Source organism: Actinoplanes sp. NPDC049316 (genome assembly GCF_040677315.1).
Classification (GTDB): domain Bacteria; phylum Actinomycetota; class Actinomycetes; order Mycobacteriales; family Micromonosporaceae; genus Actinoplanes.
In genome coordinates this window covers 111,258-131,915 of sequence record NZ_JBFAQM010000023.1, presented here as the reverse complement: position 1 = coordinate 131,915, position 20,658 = coordinate 111,258, and the positions used below count along the sequence as shown (strand labels likewise).

The 20,658-nt window shown below is 72.6% G+C and carries 14 protein-coding genes; 8 read left to right on the top strand and 6 right to left on the bottom strand.

Features of this window, described 5'->3' with window-relative positions:
• Nucleotides 1-59: 59 nt before the first annotated feature.
• The 6 genes from AB0K03_RS29080 to AB0K03_RS29055 form a co-directional block, all read right to left on the bottom strand.
• On the bottom strand, nucleotides 60-3,215 hold the full coding sequence (locus AB0K03_RS29080) for a M50 family metallopeptidase (protein ID WP_364691015.1): 3,156 nt from the start codon (nucleotides 3,213-3,215) through the stop codon (nucleotides 60-62).
• A gap of 213 nt (nucleotides 3,216-3,428) precedes the next feature.
• Nucleotides 3,429-5,033 (bottom strand): trypsin-like peptidase domain-containing protein, encoded by a 1,605-nt coding sequence (locus AB0K03_RS29075; protein ID WP_364691013.1) that lies wholly within the window; start codon nucleotides 5,031-5,033, stop codon nucleotides 3,429-3,431.
• An 81-nt stretch (nucleotides 5,034-5,114) separates the two neighbouring features.
• A complete protein-coding gene (locus tag AB0K03_RS29070) occupies nucleotides 5,115-6,671 on the bottom strand; it encodes a HAMP domain-containing sensor histidine kinase (protein WP_364691010.1) in 1,557 nt (518 codons plus the stop codon).
• Between the two features lie 5 nt (nucleotides 6,672-6,676).
• A complete protein-coding gene (locus AB0K03_RS29065) occupies nucleotides 6,677-7,393 on the bottom strand; it encodes a response regulator transcription factor (protein WP_364691007.1) in 717 nt (238 codons plus the stop codon).
• A gap of 66 nt (nucleotides 7,394-7,459) precedes the next feature.
• Nucleotides 7,460-8,227, bottom strand: a complete 768-nt coding sequence (locus AB0K03_RS29060) for a lysophospholipid acyltransferase family protein (RefSeq protein WP_364691004.1) — start codon at nucleotides 8,225-8,227, stop codon at nucleotides 7,460-7,462.
• Nucleotides 8,224-8,988, bottom strand: a complete 765-nt coding sequence (locus AB0K03_RS29055) for a GNAT family N-acyltransferase (protein WP_364691001.1) — start codon at nucleotides 8,986-8,988, stop codon at nucleotides 8,224-8,226. The genes AB0K03_RS29060 and AB0K03_RS29055 overlap by 4 nt, the downstream gene beginning before the upstream one ends.
• Nucleotides 8,989-9,096: 108 nt before the next feature.
• Between AB0K03_RS29055 and AB0K03_RS29050 the strand changes: the two genes are divergently transcribed.
• The 8 genes from AB0K03_RS29050 (at nucleotide 9,097) to AB0K03_RS29015 (ending at nucleotide 20,256) form a co-directional block, all read left to right on the top strand.
• A complete protein-coding gene (locus AB0K03_RS29050) occupies nucleotides 9,097-9,747 on the top strand; it encodes a hypothetical protein (RefSeq protein ID WP_364690998.1) in 651 nt (216 codons plus the stop codon).
• 41 nt (nucleotides 9,748-9,788) lie between these two features.
• On the top strand, nucleotides 9,789-10,706 hold the full coding sequence (locus AB0K03_RS29045; RefSeq protein ID WP_364690995.1) for an ABC transporter ATP-binding protein: 918 nt from the start codon (nucleotides 9,789-9,791) through the stop codon (nucleotides 10,704-10,706).
• On the top strand, nucleotides 10,703-11,533 hold the full coding sequence (locus AB0K03_RS29040) for an ABC transporter permease (protein WP_364690992.1): 831 nt from the start codon (nucleotides 10,703-10,705) through the stop codon (nucleotides 11,531-11,533). Before AB0K03_RS29045 ends, AB0K03_RS29040 begins: the two co-directional genes overlap by 4 nt.
• A gap of 171 nt (nucleotides 11,534-11,704) precedes the next feature.
• Complete coding sequence (locus AB0K03_RS29035; protein WP_364691059.1) at nucleotides 11,705-15,442, top strand: multifunctional oxoglutarate decarboxylase/oxoglutarate dehydrogenase thiamine pyrophosphate-binding subunit/dihydrolipoyllysine-residue succinyltransferase subunit; 3,738 nt, start codon at nucleotides 11,705-11,707, stop codon at nucleotides 15,440-15,442.
• 462 nt (nucleotides 15,443-15,904) lie between these two features.
• Nucleotides 15,905-16,084: a DUF6104 family protein gene (locus AB0K03_RS29030; protein ID WP_364690989.1), complete on the top strand. Its 180-nt coding sequence runs from the start codon at nucleotides 15,905-15,907 to the stop codon at nucleotides 16,082-16,084.
• The gene (locus tag AB0K03_RS29025) at nucleotides 16,074-16,796 is read left to right on the top strand and encodes an AAA family ATPase (RefSeq protein ID WP_364690986.1); all 723 of its coding nucleotides are present in this window, start codon (nucleotides 16,074-16,076) and stop codon (nucleotides 16,794-16,796) included. Before AB0K03_RS29030 ends, AB0K03_RS29025 begins: the two co-directional genes overlap by 11 nt.
• An 89-nt stretch (nucleotides 16,797-16,885) precedes the next feature.
• Nucleotides 16,886-18,958: a phosphate acetyltransferase gene (pta, locus tag AB0K03_RS29020; protein WP_364690983.1), complete on the top strand. Its 2,073-nt coding sequence runs from the start codon at nucleotides 16,886-16,888 to the stop codon at nucleotides 18,956-18,958.
• Nucleotides 18,955-20,256, top strand: coding sequence for an acetate kinase (locus AB0K03_RS29015; protein ID WP_364690980.1), 1,302 nt, complete (start codon nucleotides 18,955-18,957; stop codon nucleotides 20,254-20,256). The genes pta and AB0K03_RS29015 overlap by 4 nt, the downstream gene beginning before the upstream one ends.
• Nucleotides 20,257-20,658: the final 402 nt, after the last annotated feature.

Genomic DNA, 20,658 nt, shown 5'->3' with positions numbered 1-20,658 from the left:
CGCCCGCAGAACCGGCAGGTGCCACGTGCCGCCTTGGCACAGAAGAAACAGAGCACGGCTCATCCAATCACGGGCGGAGTCGTGTCCGACGGCTCCGGGTTCGCCGGCGCCGACGTGGAGGGCGGAGTCGAGGGCGGATCCGGGCTGGGCGCCGGCGGCCGGGTGGTGCTCGGCGGCACCGTCGTCGGGCGGATCGTCGGCCGGGTCGTCGGACGGGTGGTGGCCGGCGGCCGCGTCGTCGGACGGGTCGTGGTCGGCCGCGGCTGGTCCGGCGTGGCCGGCTGCCCGGGATCGGCGGTCGTCGGCGGCACGGTCGGCGGCGTCACGCTCGGCGAGAGCGACGGCGGCGGCGTCACCGACGGAAGATCCGACGGTACGTCGCTCGGCGACTCGCTGGGCGAGCCCGCGGGCGGTGCCACGGGTACGCCGTCGCCGCAACTGAGCGATGTCACGTTGGTCGTGACGGGGCTGTCGCCGAGGAACACCCGCCCGGCGGCGACGGAGACCGTGCCCGGCTCGACACCGAACCAGGCCGCGCCGTCGTTGACGGCGGTGCCGGCGGTGGACTGCACGGTCAGGCGCAACGGCTCGTACGCACCGCTCGTGCTGCCCGTGTCGGCGAGCACGCGCCCGCTGCGGAGGGTCAGCACGCCGTGCGGCACGCGGGTCCGGCCGGCGTCCGTGGCCAGCGCACCCACCTCGGCCTGCGTACCCGCGCAGAGCAGCGTCGCCGAGCCGCCCTTGAACGTGAGCCGGCCGGACGCGCGGGCGGGCACCTCGATCCGCGCTCCCTCGTCGACGTAGCGGCGGTCGCCCGGGGTCAGGCGTACGGATCGACCGTCGACGGTGACGGCGAGCGTGCCGCGCTCGGCGGTGAGCAGGGCCCGGTCGGTGGGCATCTCGGCCCAGGCCGGGCCGGGCGCGAAGTTCAGCGCCGTCAGCAGCAGGGACAGCAGGAGCAGCAGGAGGACGAGCCACCACATGCGCCGTTCGAAGCGGCGGTCCACCTCGGGGTCCTCGGTGCCGTCCGGCGGCCCCGGTGGCACCGCGAGCGGCGGGTAGACGCCCGCGGAGTGCACGCCGCGTGCCGTGCCGGCACTGTCCACGCCGGATGACGGCGAGGTGCCCGGCCCGGGCGTTCCCACGAGCGGCGGCAGGTCGGAGGCGTCCGGGATGACCCAGAGCCGGGTGGGCGTACGCGTTTGGGCGACCGTACCCGGGGTGCCGTCACCGACCGGGCCGATCAGCGTGCCGCGGCGCAGCTCCACGCCGTCGGGCATGGCGATCACGCCGGACTCGACCACCACGGCGTGCGTCGGCCCGGGCAGGTCCACCGGCGCGCCCGGCTCGAGATCCACGGGGTGCGCGGTGGCGATGAGCGCCAGGCGCTCGTCCCCGGCCAGGCCGGCGAGCGCGGGGGTGTCGGCGAACAGCGCCTCGGCCTCGGCGCGGTCGGCCGGCGGCGGCCCGGGCAGCGGCCCGACCACCGTCGCGACGGTCGCCGTCGGTACGGCCAGCAGCGTGGTGCCCGCGGTGTGCCAGTCGAGCGAGGTGGCGCGGCCGGTGAGCGCGTTCGCGAGGCCGACGACGCCGCCCGCCCCGACGTGGTGGCGGATCGTGCCACCCGGGTCGCCGGGCTTGCGGGCCTGCATGGCGCCGTCGACGACGACGTACACGGCCTGCTGGGTGCTGCCGGCCAGGATCATCGGGGTGCCGGACGGCGGGCGTACCCACCGGGCGCGGGCGGCCAGGCCGGCGAGCGCGGGCTCGGGCAGGCCGCCGAGGTCGGAATTGCGCAGCGCCTCGAGGCGGCGCGGCGCGTCGGCCTCGCGCTGCTTCTCGGCGGCGCGTACCCGGAAGCGACGCCACGACCGGGCGAGCCAGCCGGCGGCGAGGTACACCAGCGGCGCGCACAGCCCGGCGACGACCAGGAAGAGCAGGGCCTTCCCGCCGGCCCCGCCGTTCCACAGCCCGGTCGCCAGCCCGGCCACCCGGTCCGCCCAGATCCGGTACGCGAGGTTCACCGCGACGGCCAGCCACAGCACGGCGAGCACGCCGTACAGCGCGACGATCCGCCCCTCCCGGTCCAGGCCGCCCCAGGCCGGCGGGCGCCCGCGCAGCCGCGACGCGACCCATGCCAGGCCGCGTCCGCGCAGGTTCGGGATCTCCAACCAGTCCATCAGCAGGTAGTAGCCGTCGAGCGCGAGCAGCGGGTTGAGGTTGAACAACGCGTTCAGGTACCAGGCGAAGGCGAGCTTGAAGGCGAGCGGCCCGAGCGCCGGCACGGCGAGCCCCACCAGCTGCATGGTGCCGGCCAGGACCAGGCCGGTGGCCGGGCCCGCCGCCGTGACGAGCATCCGCGCCCGCCGCCCGGCCATCCACGCGTCGGTGGTGTCGACGAAGACCGACGGGATGCCGAAGTAGACGAGCACGCCCGCCGCGGGTACCTCCCGTCCGGCATGCTTGGTGGCCAGCGCGTGCCCGAGCTCATGGCTGGCCAGCGCGAGCACGTTGAGCAGCAGCAGCACGACCGCGCCGAGGAGATACGACCCGCCGGTGAGGAACACCGCCTCGCTGCCGTTCCACCACGTGGTCACGAAGAGCGCGGCACCGGCCAGCGCGAGGGCCGCCATGACGATCGCGGCGACCTTCGTGAACAGCAGCCTGCCGCCGGCCCGGTACAGGGCCGTGACCAGCGGGTCGACGTCGAAGACGAGCATGCGCCGGCCACGTGCGGCCGCGAGCAGCCCACTGCCGACACGCCGGGGCAGCGGCTTGCGCTCGAGCTCCTGCAGCGCCCGGAACGCGTCCACCGGCAGCTCGTCCAGCATGCGGTTGCCGGCCAGGTCGGCGACGACGCGGCGGACCTGGTCGGGGGCGAGCCGGCCGGCGAGACGGGCGAACTCGGCGACCAGCCGGGCCACCGTGTGCGTGCCGTCCATCATCAGCGCCAGCTGCCACTCCTCCGGCGTCAGCCGCAGGTAGCTGGCGCGGCCGCCGTCGTCCGGCGAGCGCAGCATCACGTACGCCGACCCGCGCACGCTGGTCAGCTCGACGGCCTCGATCCCGGCGCGCAGGACGGGCTTGGCGCGGGCCGGGTTGAGCCGGTCCACCACGGCGCCCCAGAGCCCGGGGTCAGCGGGCCCGGAGGGCTCACCGGGAGCGCGACCGGCCAGCGCTTCCCAGACACTCATCCGGGTCTCGACGTAGGTCACGGGGACGGCCTTCCACTGGCGCGACGGGCGAATGGAGAGTAGGCGGTCCGCCGGGCCGAACGCGAGCCCCCGATATGCCGATCGGTGGAAGACAGCGCGCGAAGGGGACATAAAGGTGCGGTGGGTGGTCGTGACCAACCCCCTTGGTCACGACCACCCACCGCTGGGGAGGTGACGCCGCCCGATGGCCCGGGCGGCGCCGGGTGTGGTCCGTCAGGGCGCCTCGGTCAGCGTCGCGTTGACCGTCTGCTCCTGGCCGTTGCGGGTGAACTTCACCGACACCGTGTCGCCGACCTTGGCGCTCTGGATGACCGCGATGAGGTCGTCGGAGTCGTTGATCGGCTTGCCGTTCACCACGGTGATGACGTCGCCCTGCTCGATGCCGGCCTTGGCGGCCGCGCTGTTCGGCAGCACCGTGCTGACCAGGGCGCCGCCGCCCTCGGCCTCGGTGACGCTGACGCCGAGCGCCGGGTGGCTGACCTTCTCGCCCTTCATCAGCGCCTTGGACACCGTGGTCACCTTGTCGCTCGGGATGGCGAAGCCGAGGCCGATGTTGCCCGAGCCCGCGCCCGACGTCGCGATGGCCGAGTTGATGCCGATGACCTCGCCGTTGGTGTTGACCAGCGCGCCGCCCGAGTTGCCCGGGTTGATCGGCGCGTCGGTCTGCAGCAGGCCGGACATCGACGTGGTGCCGGACGACTGCTGCTGACCGCCGCCGAACGGGTTCTGCGGGGTCTGCTGGTCCTCGCCGCCGGACTGGATCGTGCGGTCCTTCGCGCTGATGATGCCCTCGGTCACCGAACCCTCGAGGCCCAGCGGGCTGCCCAGCGCGAGCACGGTGTCGCCCACCTGCATGTTGGCGCTGGAGCCGAACTTCGCCGGCTTGAGGTCGGAGACGCCGCTGACCTTGACCACGGCCAGGTCCGTACGCGGATCCGTGCCGGTGATCGTGGCCGACGCCTTCTTGCCGCTCGCAAAGATCACCGTGACGGTGTTGCCCTGCGCGGTGGCGACGACGTGGTTGTTCGTGACGATGTAGCCCTGGGCGTCGAGGACGACGCCGGAACCCTCGCCGCTCTCCGTCTTGATCGAGACGACGCTGTCCTTGACCGCGGCGACGATCTGCGCGAGGGAGGAGCGGTCGACGACCCGGGTCACCGACGAGTTGCTGGTCTGCACGGTGCCCGCGCTGCTGTCGTCGTCGAAGGCCATCGCGGTCGCGGCCCCGACGCCGCCGGCGCCCAGGGCGATCAGCACCGCGGCGGCGCCGGCGACCAGGATCCGGCGGTTGCGGCCGGCCCGCGCGGGGTCGCGCTGCGGCTCGCCGCCGACCTGCGTCGCCCAGATGGGAGCGTCCGCGGCCTGCTGGGCGGTCCAGGGACCCTCGGCGCCGGGCTGACCGTACTGCGGCTGCTGCTGGCCGGGCTGAGGCTGGTGCTGGCCGGGCTGGTGCTGGCCGGGCTGCGGTTGGCCGGGCTGGCCCGGATAGGCGCCGGCGTAGGCGGGCTGCGGCGCACCGGGATGCTGCGGCGGGAACGGCTGGCCCGGGTACGGCTGCTGACCGTACGGCGGCTGCGCCTGCGGCTGTTGCCACGGGGAGCCCGTCCACTGACCGGGCTGCGGCTGACCAGGGTGCGGCTGGCCGGGCTGCGGCTGCCAGGGTGCCGGGCCGCCGCCCACGACGGGCTGCTGCGCCGTGACGTCGGACTCTCCCCGCTCCGGGCTGCTGCCTGCGGTGGAGGCGTCCGCGGGCCGGTGCGACTGCTCCTCGGGCGAGGAGTCCTCGTGCCGCTGCGGGTTGGTCTCGTGCTCGTTCATGCGGTCAACATTGCCCCCGACCGCTCCGACTGACCTGTGCTGGCCCTGAAGGTTTTCTGTGAATGGCGGATGCCGGGAGGATCAGGATTCGTCCGGCACCAAAGCGGGCAGAGCGACCCGGAACGTCGCGCCCTTGCCCGGCTCGCTGATGACGTCCACAGTGCCGTGGTGCGCCCGGACGATCGCCGCCACGATGGCCAGGCCCAGGCCCGTCCCGGTGGCGTCCCGGTCGGTACGCCGTGTCCGCGCCTCGTCCACCCGGTAGAAGCGCTCGAACACGTGATCCTTCTGATCCGCCGACAATCCCGGCCCGGTGTCGGTGATCTCGATGACCGCCCGGTTGCCCTCCTCGGCCGACAGCGACAGCGTCACCGAGGCGTCCGGCGGGGTGTGCACCAGCGCGTTCGTCATGAGGTTGCCGATGACCTGCCGCAGCCGCGCGTCGTCGCCGTACGCGACCAGCTTCTCCGGCACGTCGCGGACCTCGAGCGTGATCTTGCGGTCGGGGGCCGTCGCCTGTGCCGCCTGGATCGCGTCCATCGCGAGCACCGGCAGCTCCACGGGGGCCAGTTCGATCGGCCGTTCCCGGTCCAGCCGGGCCAGCAGCAGCAGGTCCTCCACGAGCAGACCCATCCGGGAGGCCTCGTCCTCGATGCGGCGTACGAGCTTCGCGGTGTCCTCGGGGTTGCCGACCGCGCCCTGCCGGTACAGCTCGGCGAAGCCGCGGATGGACGTCAGCGGCGTACGCAACTCGTGCGAAGCGTCCGCGACGAACTGCCGCATCTTCTCCTCGGAGCGCACCGCCCGCGCCTCGGAAGCGCGGGCCGCCTCGGCGGCGTCGCGGGCCTGCGACTCCGCGGCCCGGGCCGCGGTCTCGGAGAGCGCGCGGGCCGTGAAGGCGGCCTCGATCTGGGCCAGCATCGCGTTCAGCGCGCGGGACAGCCGGCCCAGTTCGGTCTGCGGCTCGCCCTCGTGCGGCTCTGGATCGGGCACGCGCTGGGTGAGGTCGCCGGCCGCGATGGCCGCCGCGGTCCGCTCGATCTGCACCAGTGGGATCAGGCTCTGCCGCACGATGGCCGCCCCGACCGCCGCGAGCGCGAACAGCACCCCCGCGCCGACCAGCGTGTCGACCCAGATCAGCTGGCTGATCGCGTCGTCGATGCCGACCAGCCGCTGTCCCACGTGCAGCACCGAGCCGTTCTCCAGCACCGTGACCAGCATCCGCCAATGCGCGGTGCCGTCCTGCGACGGGATGGTGTACGCCCCGTTCGCGGCGTGCCGGTTCACGTCGTCCACGCCCTTGGCCAGGGGAGGCACCTGGCTCGGCTTGAGCACGGAGTCGTCGTACTCGATCTTGCCGACGCCGTCCACGGAGGTCAGCGCCACCAGGTACTCGCCCGGCAGCTTCAACTCCTCGTTGGCCCGCAGGTTCTCCACGGTGTGCGTGAGCTGCAGGAGCTGTGCGTCGAGGCGGCCGATCATGTACGTGTGCAGGGCGTACGTGCTCGCAGCGCTGATCAGCGTCAGCGCGGCGAACACGAGGGCGAGCACGGACGCGACGAGCTTGGTGCGCAACGGCACCCGGCGCAGTCCGGTCTGCAGCGGAACGTGGCCACGGACCCGGTCGGTGAGGGTCACCGTGCTCAGACGGCGGGTTTGCGCAGGACGTACCCGACGCCGCGGAGCGTGTGGATCAGGCGCGGCTGCACGTTGTCCACCTTGCGCCGCAGATAGGAGATGTACGACTCCACGATGTTGTCGTCGCCGCGGAAGTCGTACTTCCAGACGTGGTCGAGGATCTGCGCCTTAGACAGCACCCGGTTGGCGTTGAGCATGAGGTAGCGCAGGAGCTTGAACTCGGTCGGCGACAGCTGCACCCGCTGCCCCGCGCGGTAGACCTCGTGCGTCTCCTCGTCGAGCTCCAGGTCGGCGAAGACCAGCCGCGACGGCTCTTCGTCGCCGGCGCTGGTGCGGCGCAGCACGGCGCGGATGCGCGCGGTGAGCTCCTCGAGGCTGAACGGCTTGGTCACGTAGTCGTCACCGCCGAGGGTGAGACCACGGATCTTGTCGTCGGTGCTGTCGCGCGCGGTCAGGAACACGACGGGGGTGCGCGCACCGCCCTCGCGCATGAGCCGGATCACCTCGAAACCGTCGAGGTCCGGCAGCATGACGTCGAGGACGACAAGGTCGGGCGTGGCGTTCTTGGCCGCGCTCACGGCGGCGCTGCCGCTGGTCGCGGTGCTGACGTCGAACCCGGCGAAGCGCAGGCTGGCGGAGAGCAGCTCGAGGATGTTCGCGTCGTCCTCGACGACGAGGAGCTTCGCCTCGCTCTGCTTGCCCTGGGTCTGAGTAGCGGCCATGGGCCCATCTTCACGCAGGTCGCTGCGCCTGCGCTGCACGGTGCCTGAAAGTTTTCTGTGAGAGCGCTAAGCGGCGAGCCCGAACGTGGCGCCGCGCAGGCCGGCCGACGCCTGCGCCGCGCGCGCGAGCGACCGCCGGTCGGCTCCCGGCTCCGGGCGCAGCCCCGGCGACCCCACGAGCGTCACTGTCAATCCTCGCAAGCCGGCTACTCGGCGTACCGAGGACCACAGCGTGTCATCGCCGATGAAGGACGCGGCGGGGGACGCGTACCGGATGGAGATCGGAACGACGGTGGCGCCCGCGTTCACCGCCGCCTGGAACAGCGCCGGGCGGAAGCGGCCACGTTCCGCGCCGCAGAACGTCGTACCCTCCGGAAAGACCGCGACCGACCGGCCCGCCCGCAGCGCCGCGGTGACCTCGGCCACCGTCGTGGGCAGCGTCTTCGGCCGTGCGCGGTCGACGAAGATGGCGCCGGACCGCTTCGCGAGCGCACCCACGGCGGGCCACGCGCCGACCTCACGCTTGGCGACGAGCCGGACCGGCGTCACCGCCAGCAACGCGAGCACGTCCAGCCAGGAGACGTGGTTGGCCACCAGGAGGCTGCCGGGCCGCGGCGCGGGACCACGCCACACCAGCCGCACCCCCAGAACCGCGAGCAGGGTGCGGGCAAGGGTCCGCACCGCGACGCCGCGCAGCAGCGGCACAAGCATCAGACCACCGATGAGTACGGCGGCAGCGGTCACCAACCGCAACACCGTCGTCAGCCCGCGCACGGCATCGTCACCACCCGGCCGGCACTGCGGACCGCACGCGGACACGGGCTGCCAGATCATCGCGTCGCTCCCAGGAAGTGCCGCCGATAGCGGGGATCCATCCGGTCCATGGAGAACAGCACGTAGAAGTCGGCGCAGTTGAAGTCGGCGTCGTACGCGGGCTCCCCGCACACCCAGCTGCCGAGCCGCAGATAGCCCTTCAGCAGCGGCGGCGGCTGCAGCCGCGGGTCGCCAACGAGCGACATCTCCGCGAGCCAGTTGCGGCGCGGCTGCACCCGCAGCGCCGGCGGCGACATGTGCTTGCTCTGGACGCGAGCCCACACCCCGGCAGCGGTGTGCCCGCCGTCCTCCAGCGACACGGAGGCACAGCCACCGAGCCACCGCAGGTTGTTGAGGTGCAGGTAGCGCGCGATCCCGGCCCACATGAGGTTGACCACAGCGCCCGTACGGTGATCCGGGTGCACGCACGAGCGGCCGGTCTCGACCAGCTGGTCGCGCAGCGGGCGCAGACCGCTCAGGTTGAACTCGCCGTCGCCGTAGCGCCGGCCGGCCCGCTCGGCGCCCTTGGGCGTCATCATGCGGTAGGTGCCGACCACGTCGCCGGTGGTGTCGTCCCGGACGATCAGGTGGTCGCAGAAGTCGTCGAACTCGTCCACGTCCCGCCCGTCGGGCGTGGCGCCGCGCAGGGTGGCGCCGAGCTCGCCGGCGAAGACGTCGTGGCGCAGGCGCTGCGCGGCCGCGACCTGGGTGCTGTCGTCGGCGATCAGGAGCGAGTAGCCGCTGGTCCCGGTGGGTGCGGCGGCGGTCATGAGTACCGTCATGAGAACTGTGTAAGGCTCGCGATTGCCGCTGGCGTGGCGCGGCGGGTGAACCCGGATGTCCGCTGGGTGAACGCCTTTGTGTCGCACCGCCGTGAGAGGGTTCCCGGCATGCTGATCCCCGCCCGTTTCAACGGTCCGCCCGGCTCCGGCAACGGCGGCTGGTCCGCCGGCGCCTTCGCCGCCGCGGCGGGCGCCGGCACCGCCGGCCCGCCGTTCCAGGTGACGCTGCGGGTGCCGCCGCCGCTGGAGACGACGTTGACGGTGGACGGCGGCAAGGTGCTCGATCCCGCCGGCACGCTGGTGGCCGAGGTCGCGCCGGAGGCCGACGCGGGACCGGGCACACCGCCGGCCTCCCCGGCGCAGGCCGGGCCCTACCCGGGCCTGACCGACCACCCCTTCCCGGGCTGCTACGTGTGCGGGCCGGAACGCCTCGACGGCCTGCGGATCTTCCCCGGCCCGCTGCCGGACGGGCGCATGGTGGCCGCCTGGACGGTCCCGCCGGACGTCACCTTCGAGACCGTGTGGGCGGCGCTCGACTGCCCCGGCGGCTGGTCCGCGCTGCAGACCGGCCGGGTCTACCTGCTCGGCCGGATCGCGGCCGCGGTGGACGCGCTGCCCGCCGCCGGCGAGGAATGCGTGGTCGTCGGCGCCCCGGTCAGCGCCGAGGGACGCAAGGCCGTCGTCGACTCCACGGTGTACGCGCCGGACGGCTCGCCGCTGGCGCGCGCCCGGGCCACGTGGGTGGCGTTGAACAGGTAGGTTGAGGCCCCAGCGCCCCCACCGACGGGAAGGAGCGAGCGTTGACGGCCGCGTCCGAGGAGATCGTCGTCTCCCAGCTCACCAAGCACTACCGGCAGTTGCGCGCCGTCGACAACCTCTCGTTCACCGTGCGCCCCGGCCGGGTCACCGGCTTCCTGGGCCCCAACGGCGCCGGCAAGACCACCACGCTGCGCATGATGCTCGGCCTGGTCCGCCCCACCGCGGGCACCGCCACCTTCTCGGGAGTGCGGTACGCCGACCTCGACCAGCCGATCCGGCACGTCGGCGCGGTGCTCGAGGCCTCCAGCGCGCACAAGGGCCGCAGCGGCATCAACCACCTCCGGGTGATCTGCGCGTCCGCGGGGCTGCCCCGGCAGGCCGCGGACGAGTCGCTCGCCCGGGTCGGGCTGACCCCGGCGGCCAAGCGCAAGTTCAAGGGCTACTCGCTGGGCATGAAGCAGCGGCTCGGCATCGCCGCCGCGCTGCTCGGCGACCCGCGGGTGCTGATCCTCGACGAGCCCGCCAACGGCCTCGACCCCGAGGGCATCCGGTGGATGCGCGACCTGCTCAAGTCGCTGGCCGCCGAGGGCCGGACGGTCCTGGTCTCCAGCCACCTGCTCGGCGAGATGCAGCAGCTCGCCGACGACGTGGTGATCATCGCCGCCGGGCAGCTCATCCGGCAGGGGCCGGTCGACGAGGTCCTCGGCTCCATGTCCGGGATGAGCCAGGTCCGGGTGCGCACCCCGCAGCCCGCCGAGCTCTCGGCCGCCCTGACCGCCCAGCAGGCGACGGTCGCGGCGCTGCCCGACGAGGCGCTGATGGTCACCGGCCTCGACGCGGCCCGGGTCGGGCACATCGCCTTCACCGCCGGCATCGAGCTGCACGAGCTCAGCGGCGAGCGAGCCGACCTCGAACAGGTCTTCCTGCAGCTCACGGCCGGAAAGGCGGGCATCCGATGAACCTGGTCCGGGCCGAGCTCCTCAAGATCCGTACGACCAGCACGTGGTGGGTCTTCGGCCTCATCGCGCTGCCGCTGTGGGCCCTGACGCTGCTGGTCAACTGGGTCAGCGCCAACGCCACGCTGCACCTGGACCCCGCGGAGGCCGGGCTCGACGCGGACCAGGCGGAGCAGGTGCGGGTCGCCGCCGAGTCGGTCAACGTCGCCAGCAACCTCTACACCAGCGGGCAGTTCTTCGGCGTCCTGGTGGTCATGCTGCTCGCCGCGATCGTGGTGACCAACGAGTTCTTCCACCAGACCGCGACCACCACGTTCCTGGTGACGCCGCGCCGCGAGGCGGTGATCGTCGCGAAGCTGGTCGCCGCGGTGGTGCTGGGCCTGATCTTCTGGCTGATCACCACGCTGCTCAACCTGATCATCGTGCCGTTCATCCTCAACGCGCTGGACGTCGGCGTGCAGCTCGGCGAGCCCGCGGTGTGGCGGGCGGTCGGCCTGAACGCGCTCGCGTACGCGCTATGGGCGGTCCTGGGCGTCGGCGCGGGTGTGCTCATCCGCAGCCAGCTCGGCGCGACGATCACCCTCAGCACCGTGTACGTGATCGGCTACCTGGGCGCCGCGACGATCTTCGCGCTGCTCACGCCGCGGATCGGCGACTGGTTCGGCAAGCTGCAGGTCCTGGTCCCGCCGCTGGCCTCACAGCTCATGATCTCCGGCACCGAGCTGCCCGGGAACCCGCCGCGCTGGGTCGGCGCAGCGGTCCTGATCGGGTACGCGGCGGTCGCCGGCCTCCTCGGCACCTGGCTCACGAAGAAGCGGGACATCACCTGACGTATCCGGCAGGTCACACGTCTCTCGTGAGCCTCAGCCGTTGGTCACAGTCCGGACGTGCGCATGGCTACGCAATTCTCACGGCGTAGCCTTGACGCCGAATCCTTCGTCCGTCGTCCCCTGTGACGAACGTCGCGTGCTGACAACATGGTGAAAGAGGCGAACACGGAAGTGTCGACCCAGCAGACTTCGCATGAGAATCCGCTCGCGGACTTCGGTCCGAACGAGTGGATCGTCGACGAGATGTACCAGCGCTACCTGGCCGACCCCTCCAGCGTCGACCCGGCCTGGCACGATTTCTTCGCCGACTACAAGCCGGCCACGGCCGCGGGCTCGATCGCGACGCCCGACCAGGCCAAGGCCGCCAACGCGAAGGCCACCGCAGAGAAGGCCGGCACAGACGCTCCCGCCGCGGCCACCGTCGCGCCGGCCAAGCCGGCCCCCGCCAAGGCACCGGAGACCAAGCCGGCCGCCGCGCCGGCCGCGGCCGCGCCGAAGGCGGCCACCGCCCCGGCCCCCGCCAAGGTCGCCGCGAACGGCGGCACCCCCGCCGGGTCGAAGGTCACCACGCTGCGCGGCGTCGCCGCCCGCATCGTGCAGAACATGGACGCCTCGCTCGAGGTGCCGACCGCGACCTCGGTGCGCGCCGTGCCGGCCAAGCTCCTGGTCGACAACCGCATCGTGATCAACAACCACCTCGCCCGCGGGCGCGGCGGCAAGGTCAGCTTCACCCACCTCATCGGCTGGGCGCTGGTCCGCTCGGTCATGGCCCACCCCGAGATGAACAACTCCTTCGCCGAGGTGGACGGCAAGCCCGCCCTCGTGCAGCCGGAGCACATCAACCTCGGCATCGCCATCGACCTCGCCAAGAAGGACGGCACGCGCACCCTCGTCGTGCCCTCCATCAAGAACTGCGAGCAGATGGACTTCCGCCAGTTCTGGCAGGCGTACGAGGACGTGGTGCGCCGCGCCCGCCGCAACGAGCTGACCATGGACGACTACGCCGGGACGACGATCTCGCTGACCAACCCGGGCGGCATCGGCACGGTCCACTCCATCCCGCGCCTCATGGCGGGGCAGAGCGCGATCATCGGCGTCGGCGCGATGGAGTACCCCGCGCCGTACTCGGGCATGTCCGACGAGATGCTGACCGACCACGGCGTCAGCAAGGTCACCACGCTGACCAGCACGTACGACCACCGGGTCATCCAGGGCGCGCAGTCCGGCGAGTTCCTGAAGGCCATGCACGAGTACCTGCTCGGCGAGCACTCGTTCTACGACGACATCTTCACCTCGCTGCGGATCCCGTACGAGCCGGTGCGCTGGGTGCGCGACGTCGCCCGGACCTCCGAGGGGCAGATCGACAAGGCCGCGCGGGTCGTCGAGCTCATCCACGCGTACCGGGTGCGCGGCCACCTCATGGCCGACACCGACCCGCTGGAGTTCAAGATCCGCCGGCACCCGGACCTGGACGTGCTCCAGCACGGCCTGACGCTCTGGGACCTGGACCGCACCTTCCCCGTCGGCGGCTTCGCCGGCAAGCAGAAGATGCGGCTGCGTGACGTCCTCGGCGTGCTGCGCGACACCTACTGCCGCCGGGTCGGCATCGAGTACATGCACATCCAGGGTCCCGAGGAGCGGCGCTGGATCCAGGACCGCATCGAGATCAAGTACACGAAGCCGGACCAGGACGAGCAGAAGCACGTGCTCAACCGGCTCAACGCGGCGGAGGCCTTCGAGACCTTCCTGCAGACCAAGTTCGTCGGCCAGAAGCGCTTCTCGCTCGAGGGCGGCGAGTCGCTGATCCCGCTGCTCGACGCCGTCCTGCAATCCTCGGCCGAGGCCGGGCTGGACGAGATGGTCATCGGCATGGCCCACCGCGGCCGGCTCAACGTGCTCGCGAACATCGTCGGCAAGCCGTACGAGAAGATCTTCAACGAGTTCGAGGGTCAGATGGACCCGAAGTCGGCGCACGGCTCGGGCGACGTCAAGTACCACCTCGGCCAGACCGGCAAGTACACGACGCCGGACGGCGAGACCTCGACGACCGTCAGCGTGGTCGCCAACCCGTCGCACCTGGAGGCCGTCGACCCGGTTCTCGAGGGCATCGTGCGGGCCAAGCAGGACCGCCTCGACCTGGGCCTGCACGGCTACACGGTGCTCCCGGTGCTGGTGCACGGCGACGCCGCGTTCGCCGGCCAGGGCGTCGTGGCCGAGACGCTCAACCTGTCGCAGCTGCGCGGCTACCGCACCGGCGGCACGATCCACGTCGTGGTCAACAACCAGGTCGGCTTCACCACCGCTCCGGAGTACAGCCGCTCCTCGCTGTACTCGACGGACGTCGCGCGCATGATCCAGGCGCCGATCTTCCACGTGAACGGCGACGACCCCGAGGCCGTCGTCCGCGTCGCGAAGCTCGCCTTCGAATACCGCCAGGCGTTCAACAAGGACGTCGTCATCGACCTGGTCTGCTACCGCCGCCGCGGCCACAACGAGGGCGACGACCCGTCGATGACCAACCCGCGGATGTACGAGATCATCGACACCAAGCGGTCGGTCCGCAAGCTCTACACCGAGGAGCTGATCGGACGCGGTGACATCACCGTGGACGACGCCCAGGAGCAGCTGCGCGACTACCAGGCCCAGCTGGAGCAGGTCTTCAAGCGCACCCGCGACGCGGCCGGTTCGCCGCCGCGGGTCCGCCCGGTCCTCGGCGAGGAGCCCGAGCCGCAGGTCGAGACCGCCGTCGAGGCCGCCATGGTCAAGGCGGTCGGCCAGGCGCACGTCGACCTGCCCGAGGGCTTCACCCCGCACAAGCGGGTCCAGCAGCTGCTCGACCGGCGCGCCAAGATGTCCACCGAGGGCGGCATCGACTGGGGCTTCGGCGAGCTGGTCGCGTTCGGCTCGCTGCTCGCCCAGGGGGTCACCGTCCGGCTCGCCGGCCAGGACTCGCGGCGCGGCACGTTCACGTCCCGGCACGCGGCGATCATCGACGCCAAGACCGGCGACGACTTCCTGCCGATCTCCACGCTGGCCACCGGCAACGCCCGCTTCTTCGTGCACGACTCGCTGCTCAGCGAGTACGCGGCCATGGGCTTCGAGTACGGCTACTCGGTGGAGAACCCGGACGCGCTGGTCCTCTGGGAGGCCCAGTTCGGCGACTTCGTCAACGGCGCGCAGTCGATCGTGGACGAGTTCCTCTCCTCCGGCGAGGCGAAGTGGGGCCAGCAGTCGTCGCTGGTGCTGCTCCTGCCGCACGGCATGGAGGGCCAGGGCCCGGACCACTCGTCGGGCCGCATGGAGCGCTTCCTGCAGCTCTGCGCGCAGGACAACATGCGCGTGGCCAACCCGACCACCCCGGGCAACTACTTCCACCTGCTGCGCCGCCAGGCCCTGTCCAGCAAGCGCAAGCCGCTCGCGGTGTTCTCGCCGAAGTCGCTGCTGCGCCACCGCCTCGCGGTGTCGTCAGTCGCCGACTTCACCGCCGGCACCTTCCAGCCGGTCATCGGCGACGCCGGCATCAAGGGCACGCCGCTGGACGCGAACGCGGTCAAGCGGGTCCTGCTCTGCACCGGCAAGGTCTACTACGACCTGTTCCAGGCGCGGGCCGAGCGGGGCATCACCGACACGGCGATCATCCGCATGGAGCAGATCTACCCGCTGCCGGTCGAGGAGCTCAAGGCGGTGCTCAACCAGTTCCCCAACGCGGAGGACTTCGCATGGGTGCAGGAGGAGCCGGCCAACCAGGGCGCCTGGTCCTTCGTCGCGCTCAACCTGCTGGAGCACCTCGAGGGCGTCCGGCTGCGCCGCATCTCCCGCCCGGCCGCGGCGGCCCCGGCGGTCGGCTCGGCCAAGATGCACGAGGCCGAGCAGTCCGCCCTGGTCGAGGCGGCCCTCCCCCGCCCCTGACCCGTCGGTCCCTCAGCAGCGCCCCGTCGTCCGCGGCGGGGCGCTGCCGTTTCCGGCCCGCCCGGAGCACCGGCTATGCCGGACTCCGCGACATCCCGCCTGCCGCCGGCCACGCTCCCCGCGGCGTGTTCGCTCCAGCCCGCGCCCGCAGCCGGGCGCTCAGCAACCGCGCCCACCCGCCCGCGCGACCCGCAGCCCACGCTCCCCACAGCCCCGGGCGCCCCGCAGCCCACGCGCCCCGCAGCCCACGCGCCCCGCAGCCCACGCGCCCCGCGCGCCCCGCAGCCCGCGACCCGCACTCACCGCGACCCACGCTCACCGCGACCCGCGCTCACCGCGACCCGCGCTCACCGCGACCCGCGCTCACCGCGACCCGCGCTCACCGCGACCCGCGCTCACCGCGGTCCGTGCTTCCGGTGGGCCCGGCCAGGGCCCGCCGGGGCGGGTCCTAGGATCGGCGGCATGTACTTCACCGATCGCGGTATCGAGGAACTGGTCGAGCGGCGTGGCGAGGAGTCGGTGACCCTGGAGTGGGTCGCCGAGCAGCTGCGGACGTTCGTCGACGTCAACCCGGAGTTCGAGACCCCGATCGAGCGGTTCGCCACCTGGCTGGCGCGCGCCGACGAGGACGATGAGGAGTAGACCGGACCGTCCGATCCGCCGGGTCGAGCTCGATCCCGGGGCCGAGGTCGACCGGGGTGCCTGGTGGGCGACGATCCCCGCGGTGGCCGCCGTGCTGGAGCGCGGGCTCAACATCCCGGCCGGGGTGACGTTCCTGGTCGGCGAGAACGGCTCCGGCAAGTCGACGCTGATCGAGGCGCTGGCCGCCGCGCACGGGCTCAACCCCGAGGGCGGCTCGCGCGATGCCCGGCACAGCAGCCGGGCCACCGAGTCGCCGCTGGGCGCCGCGCTGAAGGTGATCCGTACGCCCGGGCGCCGCGCGAACGCGTACTTCCTGCGCGCCGAGACGATGCACGGGCTGTACACGTACCTGGAGAACCTGCCCGGGTCGCCGGACGGCGACCTGCACGACCGCAGCCACGGCGAGGGCTTCCTCGAACTGCTCGCGCGCAAGTTCAACGGGTACGGCTTCTACCTGATGGACGAGCCCGAGGCGCCGCTGTCGTTCACCTCGACCCTCGGCCTGCTCGCGCGGCTCGAGGTGCTGCGTGCCGACGGCGCCCAGGTCGTCGTCGCCACGCACTCCCCGATTCTCACCGCACTGCCCGGAGCTACGATCCTTGAGCTCGGCCGGCACGGTGTGCGCCGTACCACATGGGAGGAGCTCGAGATCGTCGGGCACTGGCGCCGCTTCCTGGCGCATCCGCAGGTATATCTGCGTGCCCTGGCCTGAGCTGCGGCGCCGCCCGTACCGACTGAGGTCTTTGGTCCTTGTCCACAGGGTCGCGCGACCCCCGGCACGATCAACGCCGGGCCGGTAGTTTGAGGCCTGTGGCAAGCAGCGTTTACGTTGCCGGGCTCGGGCCCGGTGTCGGCAAGGGAACCGTCGCCCTCGGGCTCGTCGAGCTTCTGTCCCGTCAGGTCGCGCGCATCGGTGTGTTCCGGCCGCTGGTGCCCGGCACCGGCGCCGATCCGCTGCTGACGCTGCTGACCAGCCGCTATCCGCTCGTCGCGGGCTACGACGACTCCTACGGGGTGACGGCCGCCGAGGCGTCCGCGCTCGTCGCCGACGGCCGGCGCGAGGAGCTGATCTCCCGCATCGTCGAGCGCTATCGCGAGGTCGAGCGGAAGTGTTCCTCCGTGATCGTGATCGGCAGCGACTTCGCCGACGCCCAGGACGAGCACGGTGACGAGATGCCCCGGGAGCTGGCGTTCAACGCGCGGCTCGCCAACGAGTTCGGCAGCGTGGTCGTGCCCGTGGTCAGCGGCCAGGGTCGCGGGGATCTCGGCTCGGCGGTGCGCTCGGCGTACCACTCGCTTGTCGATCTGAGCGCGACCGTCCTCGCCGTCATCGCCAACCGGGTGCCGGAAGGGGTCGCCGCGCCCGGCGGCCTTCCGGTCCCGGTGTGGGCGATCCCGGAGGTGGCGGCCGTGGCGGCGCCGACCGTCGCCGAGGTCGCGGCGGCCCTGGACGCGACCGTGGTGTTCGGCGGGGAGGCTGCGCTCGACCGCGACGTCCTCGACTACGTCGTCGGGGCGGCGCACGTGCCGGCGGTTCTCGACCACCTCACCGACGGGGCGTTGCTGATCACCCCCGGCGACCGCGCCGACCTGCTGGTGGCGGCGAGCGCCGCGCACGCCGCGGGCAACGTCACCCTGGCCGGGCTGGTGCTCACCATCGGCGAGTTCCCCGACCCGCGGGCCGTCCGCGTCATCGAGCGGCTCTACACGGGCCTCGCCATGCTGGTGGTGCCGTCCGACAGCTACCACACGATCAACGCCGCCGGCCGCATCGAGGCGACGCTCAGTCCCGCCACGCCGCGCAAGGTCGAGGCGGCGCTCGGGGCGTTCGAGAAGCACGTCGACACCGCCGAGCTCAACCGCCGGCTCGACGTCACCCGGTCCAGCCGGGTGACGCCGCTGATGTTCGAGAACGACCTGATCGACCGCGCCCGCGCGGACCGCCGCCACCTCGTGCTGCCGGAGGGCACCGACGAGCGCATCCTGCGCGCCACCGAGACCCTGCTGCGGCGCGGGGTCGCCGGGCTCACGCTGCTCGGCGACCCGTCGGAGATCACCCGGCGGGCCCGCGAGGTCGGCGTCGACATCGGCGCCGCCCAGCTCGTCGACCCCGCGGCCAGCGAGTGGCGCGACGACTTCGCGAAGCAGTACGCGGAGCTGCGCCGGCACAAGGGCGTCACCCTCGACCTGGCGTACGACGTGGTCCGCGACGTCAACTACTTCGGCACGATGATGGTCGCCTCGGGCCTCGCCGACGGCATGGTCTCCGGCGCCACCCACACCACCGCCGCGACCATCCGTCCCGCCTTCGAGATCATCAAGACCGTGCCCGAGGTCTCGGTCGCCTCGAGCGTGTTCTTCATGCTGCTGGCCGACCGCGTCCTCGTGTACGGCGACTGCGCCGTCAACCCGGACCCGGACGCCGCCCAGCTCGCCGACATCGCCCTGTCGTCCGCCCGCACCGCGGCCGCCTTCGGCATCGAACCCCGCGTCGCGATGCTCTCCTACTCCACGGGCAGCTCCGGCGCGGGCGCCGACGTCGAGAAGGTGGCGGCTGCGACGGCCCTCGTCCGCGAACGCCGTCCCGACCTGCCGGTGGAGGGGCCCATCCAGTACGACGCGGCCATCGACCCGGCCGTGGCGGCCACCAAGCTCCCGGACAGTGAGGTCGCGGGCAAGGCGACGGTCTTCGTCTTCCCCGACCTGAACACGGGGAACAACACGTACAAGGCGGTCCAGCGCTCGGCCAACGCGGTCGCGGTGGGCCCGGTGATGCAGGGCCTGCGCCGCCCGGTCAACGACCTCTCCCGCGGCGCGACCATCAAGGACATCGTCAACACGGTGGCGATCACGGCGATCCAGGCGCACTCATGAAAATTCTGGTCCTGAACTGCGGGTCCTCCTCGGTCAAATACCGGCTCTTCGACGACCCGTCCGGGGGTTCGGCCGCCGACGAGGGCTCGGCCGGCACGGACGGCGGTTCGGCGACCGGGGGCCCGGCCGGCACGGACGGCGGTTCGGCCTCCGGGGGCCCGGCCGGCACGGACGGCGGTTCGGCCTCCGGGGGCCCGGCCGGCACGGACGGCGGTTCGGCCTCCGGGGGCTCGGCCGCCTCGGACGGGCCGCGGACTCTGGCGAGGGGCCTGATCGAACGGATCGGCGAGGCGGGCGGCGACGCCGCCGACCACACCGCGGCCCTCCAGCGCGTCATGGAGTCGGTCGACCTCACCGGCCTGGGCGCGGTCGGGCACCGCGTGGTCCACGGCGGGCCCCTCTTCAGCGCGGCCACGGTCATCGACGACGAGCTGGTCGAAGCCGTCGAAAGCCTCGTGCCGCTGGCGCCCCTGCACAACCCCGCGGCGCTGAGCGGCATCGCGGTCGCCCGCAAACTGATGCCGGACGTCCCGCAGGTCGCCGTCTTCGACACGGCGTTCCACCAGACCATCCCACCCGCCGGCGTCTCGTACGCGATCGACGCCGCCCTCGCGGACCGTTGGCAGATCCGCCGCTACGGGTTCCACGGGACGTCACACGCGTACGTGGCCCGCCGGACCGCCGCGCTCCTCGGCCTGCCGCCCGACGAAGCCAACATCATTACCCTGCACCTGGGCAACGGCGCGAGCGCCTGCGCCGTCCAGGGCGGCCGCAGCGTCGCCACCTCGATGGGCATGTCGCCCCAGTCCGGCCTGGTGATGGGCACCCGGAGCGGGGACATCGACCCCACGGTCATCTTCCACCTGCACCGGGTCGCGGGCCTGCCCGTCGACGAGATCGAACACTCCCTCACCCGCGGCGCGGGCCTCCAAGGCCTCACCGGCGACAACGACATGCGCACGGTCCAGCGCCGCCGCGAGGAGGGAGACCCGGCGGCAACCCTCGCCTTCGACGTCTACTGCCGCCGCATCAAGGAGTACGTCGGCGCGTACCTGGCGATCCTGGGCCGCACGGACGCGATCGCCTTCACGGCGGGCGTCGGCGAACACTCCCCGGAGGTCCGGGCAGCGTCCCTGGACGGCCTGTCGTCCCTCGGCATCGACATCGACCCGGCCCGGAACGAGAAGAACAACCGCATCATCTCGCCGGACGGGTCAAGGGTGGCGGTATGCGTGACGCCGACGGACGAGGAGCTGGAGATCGCCGAGCAGACGCGGCTGGCGCTCGGCGAGGATTGAGGGATTCCGGGCTGCTCGGGCCCCGGGGGCTGCTGCTCCGGGCCCGGGCTGCTCCGGCCCAAGTCATGCGGGCGCCAGGCTGCTGCTCCGGCCGCGGGCTGCTCCGGCCCCAAGTTGTGCGGACGCCAGGCTGCTGCTCCGGCCGCACCCTCCTCGGGCCTCTGCTGCTCGGGCCCCGGGGCTGCTGCTCCCGGGCCCGGGCTGCTCCGGCCCAAGTCATGCGGGCGCCAGGCTGCTGCTCCGGCCGCGGGCTGCTCCGGCCCCAAGTTGTGCGGACGCCAGGCTGCTGCTCCGGCCGCACCCTCCTCGGGCCTCTGCTGCTCCGGTTTCGGACTGCACGGGTCCCGGGCTGCTCAGCCGGTCCCCGGCCGTGAGGCGTACCACCGGGACGCCGCCGGGCCG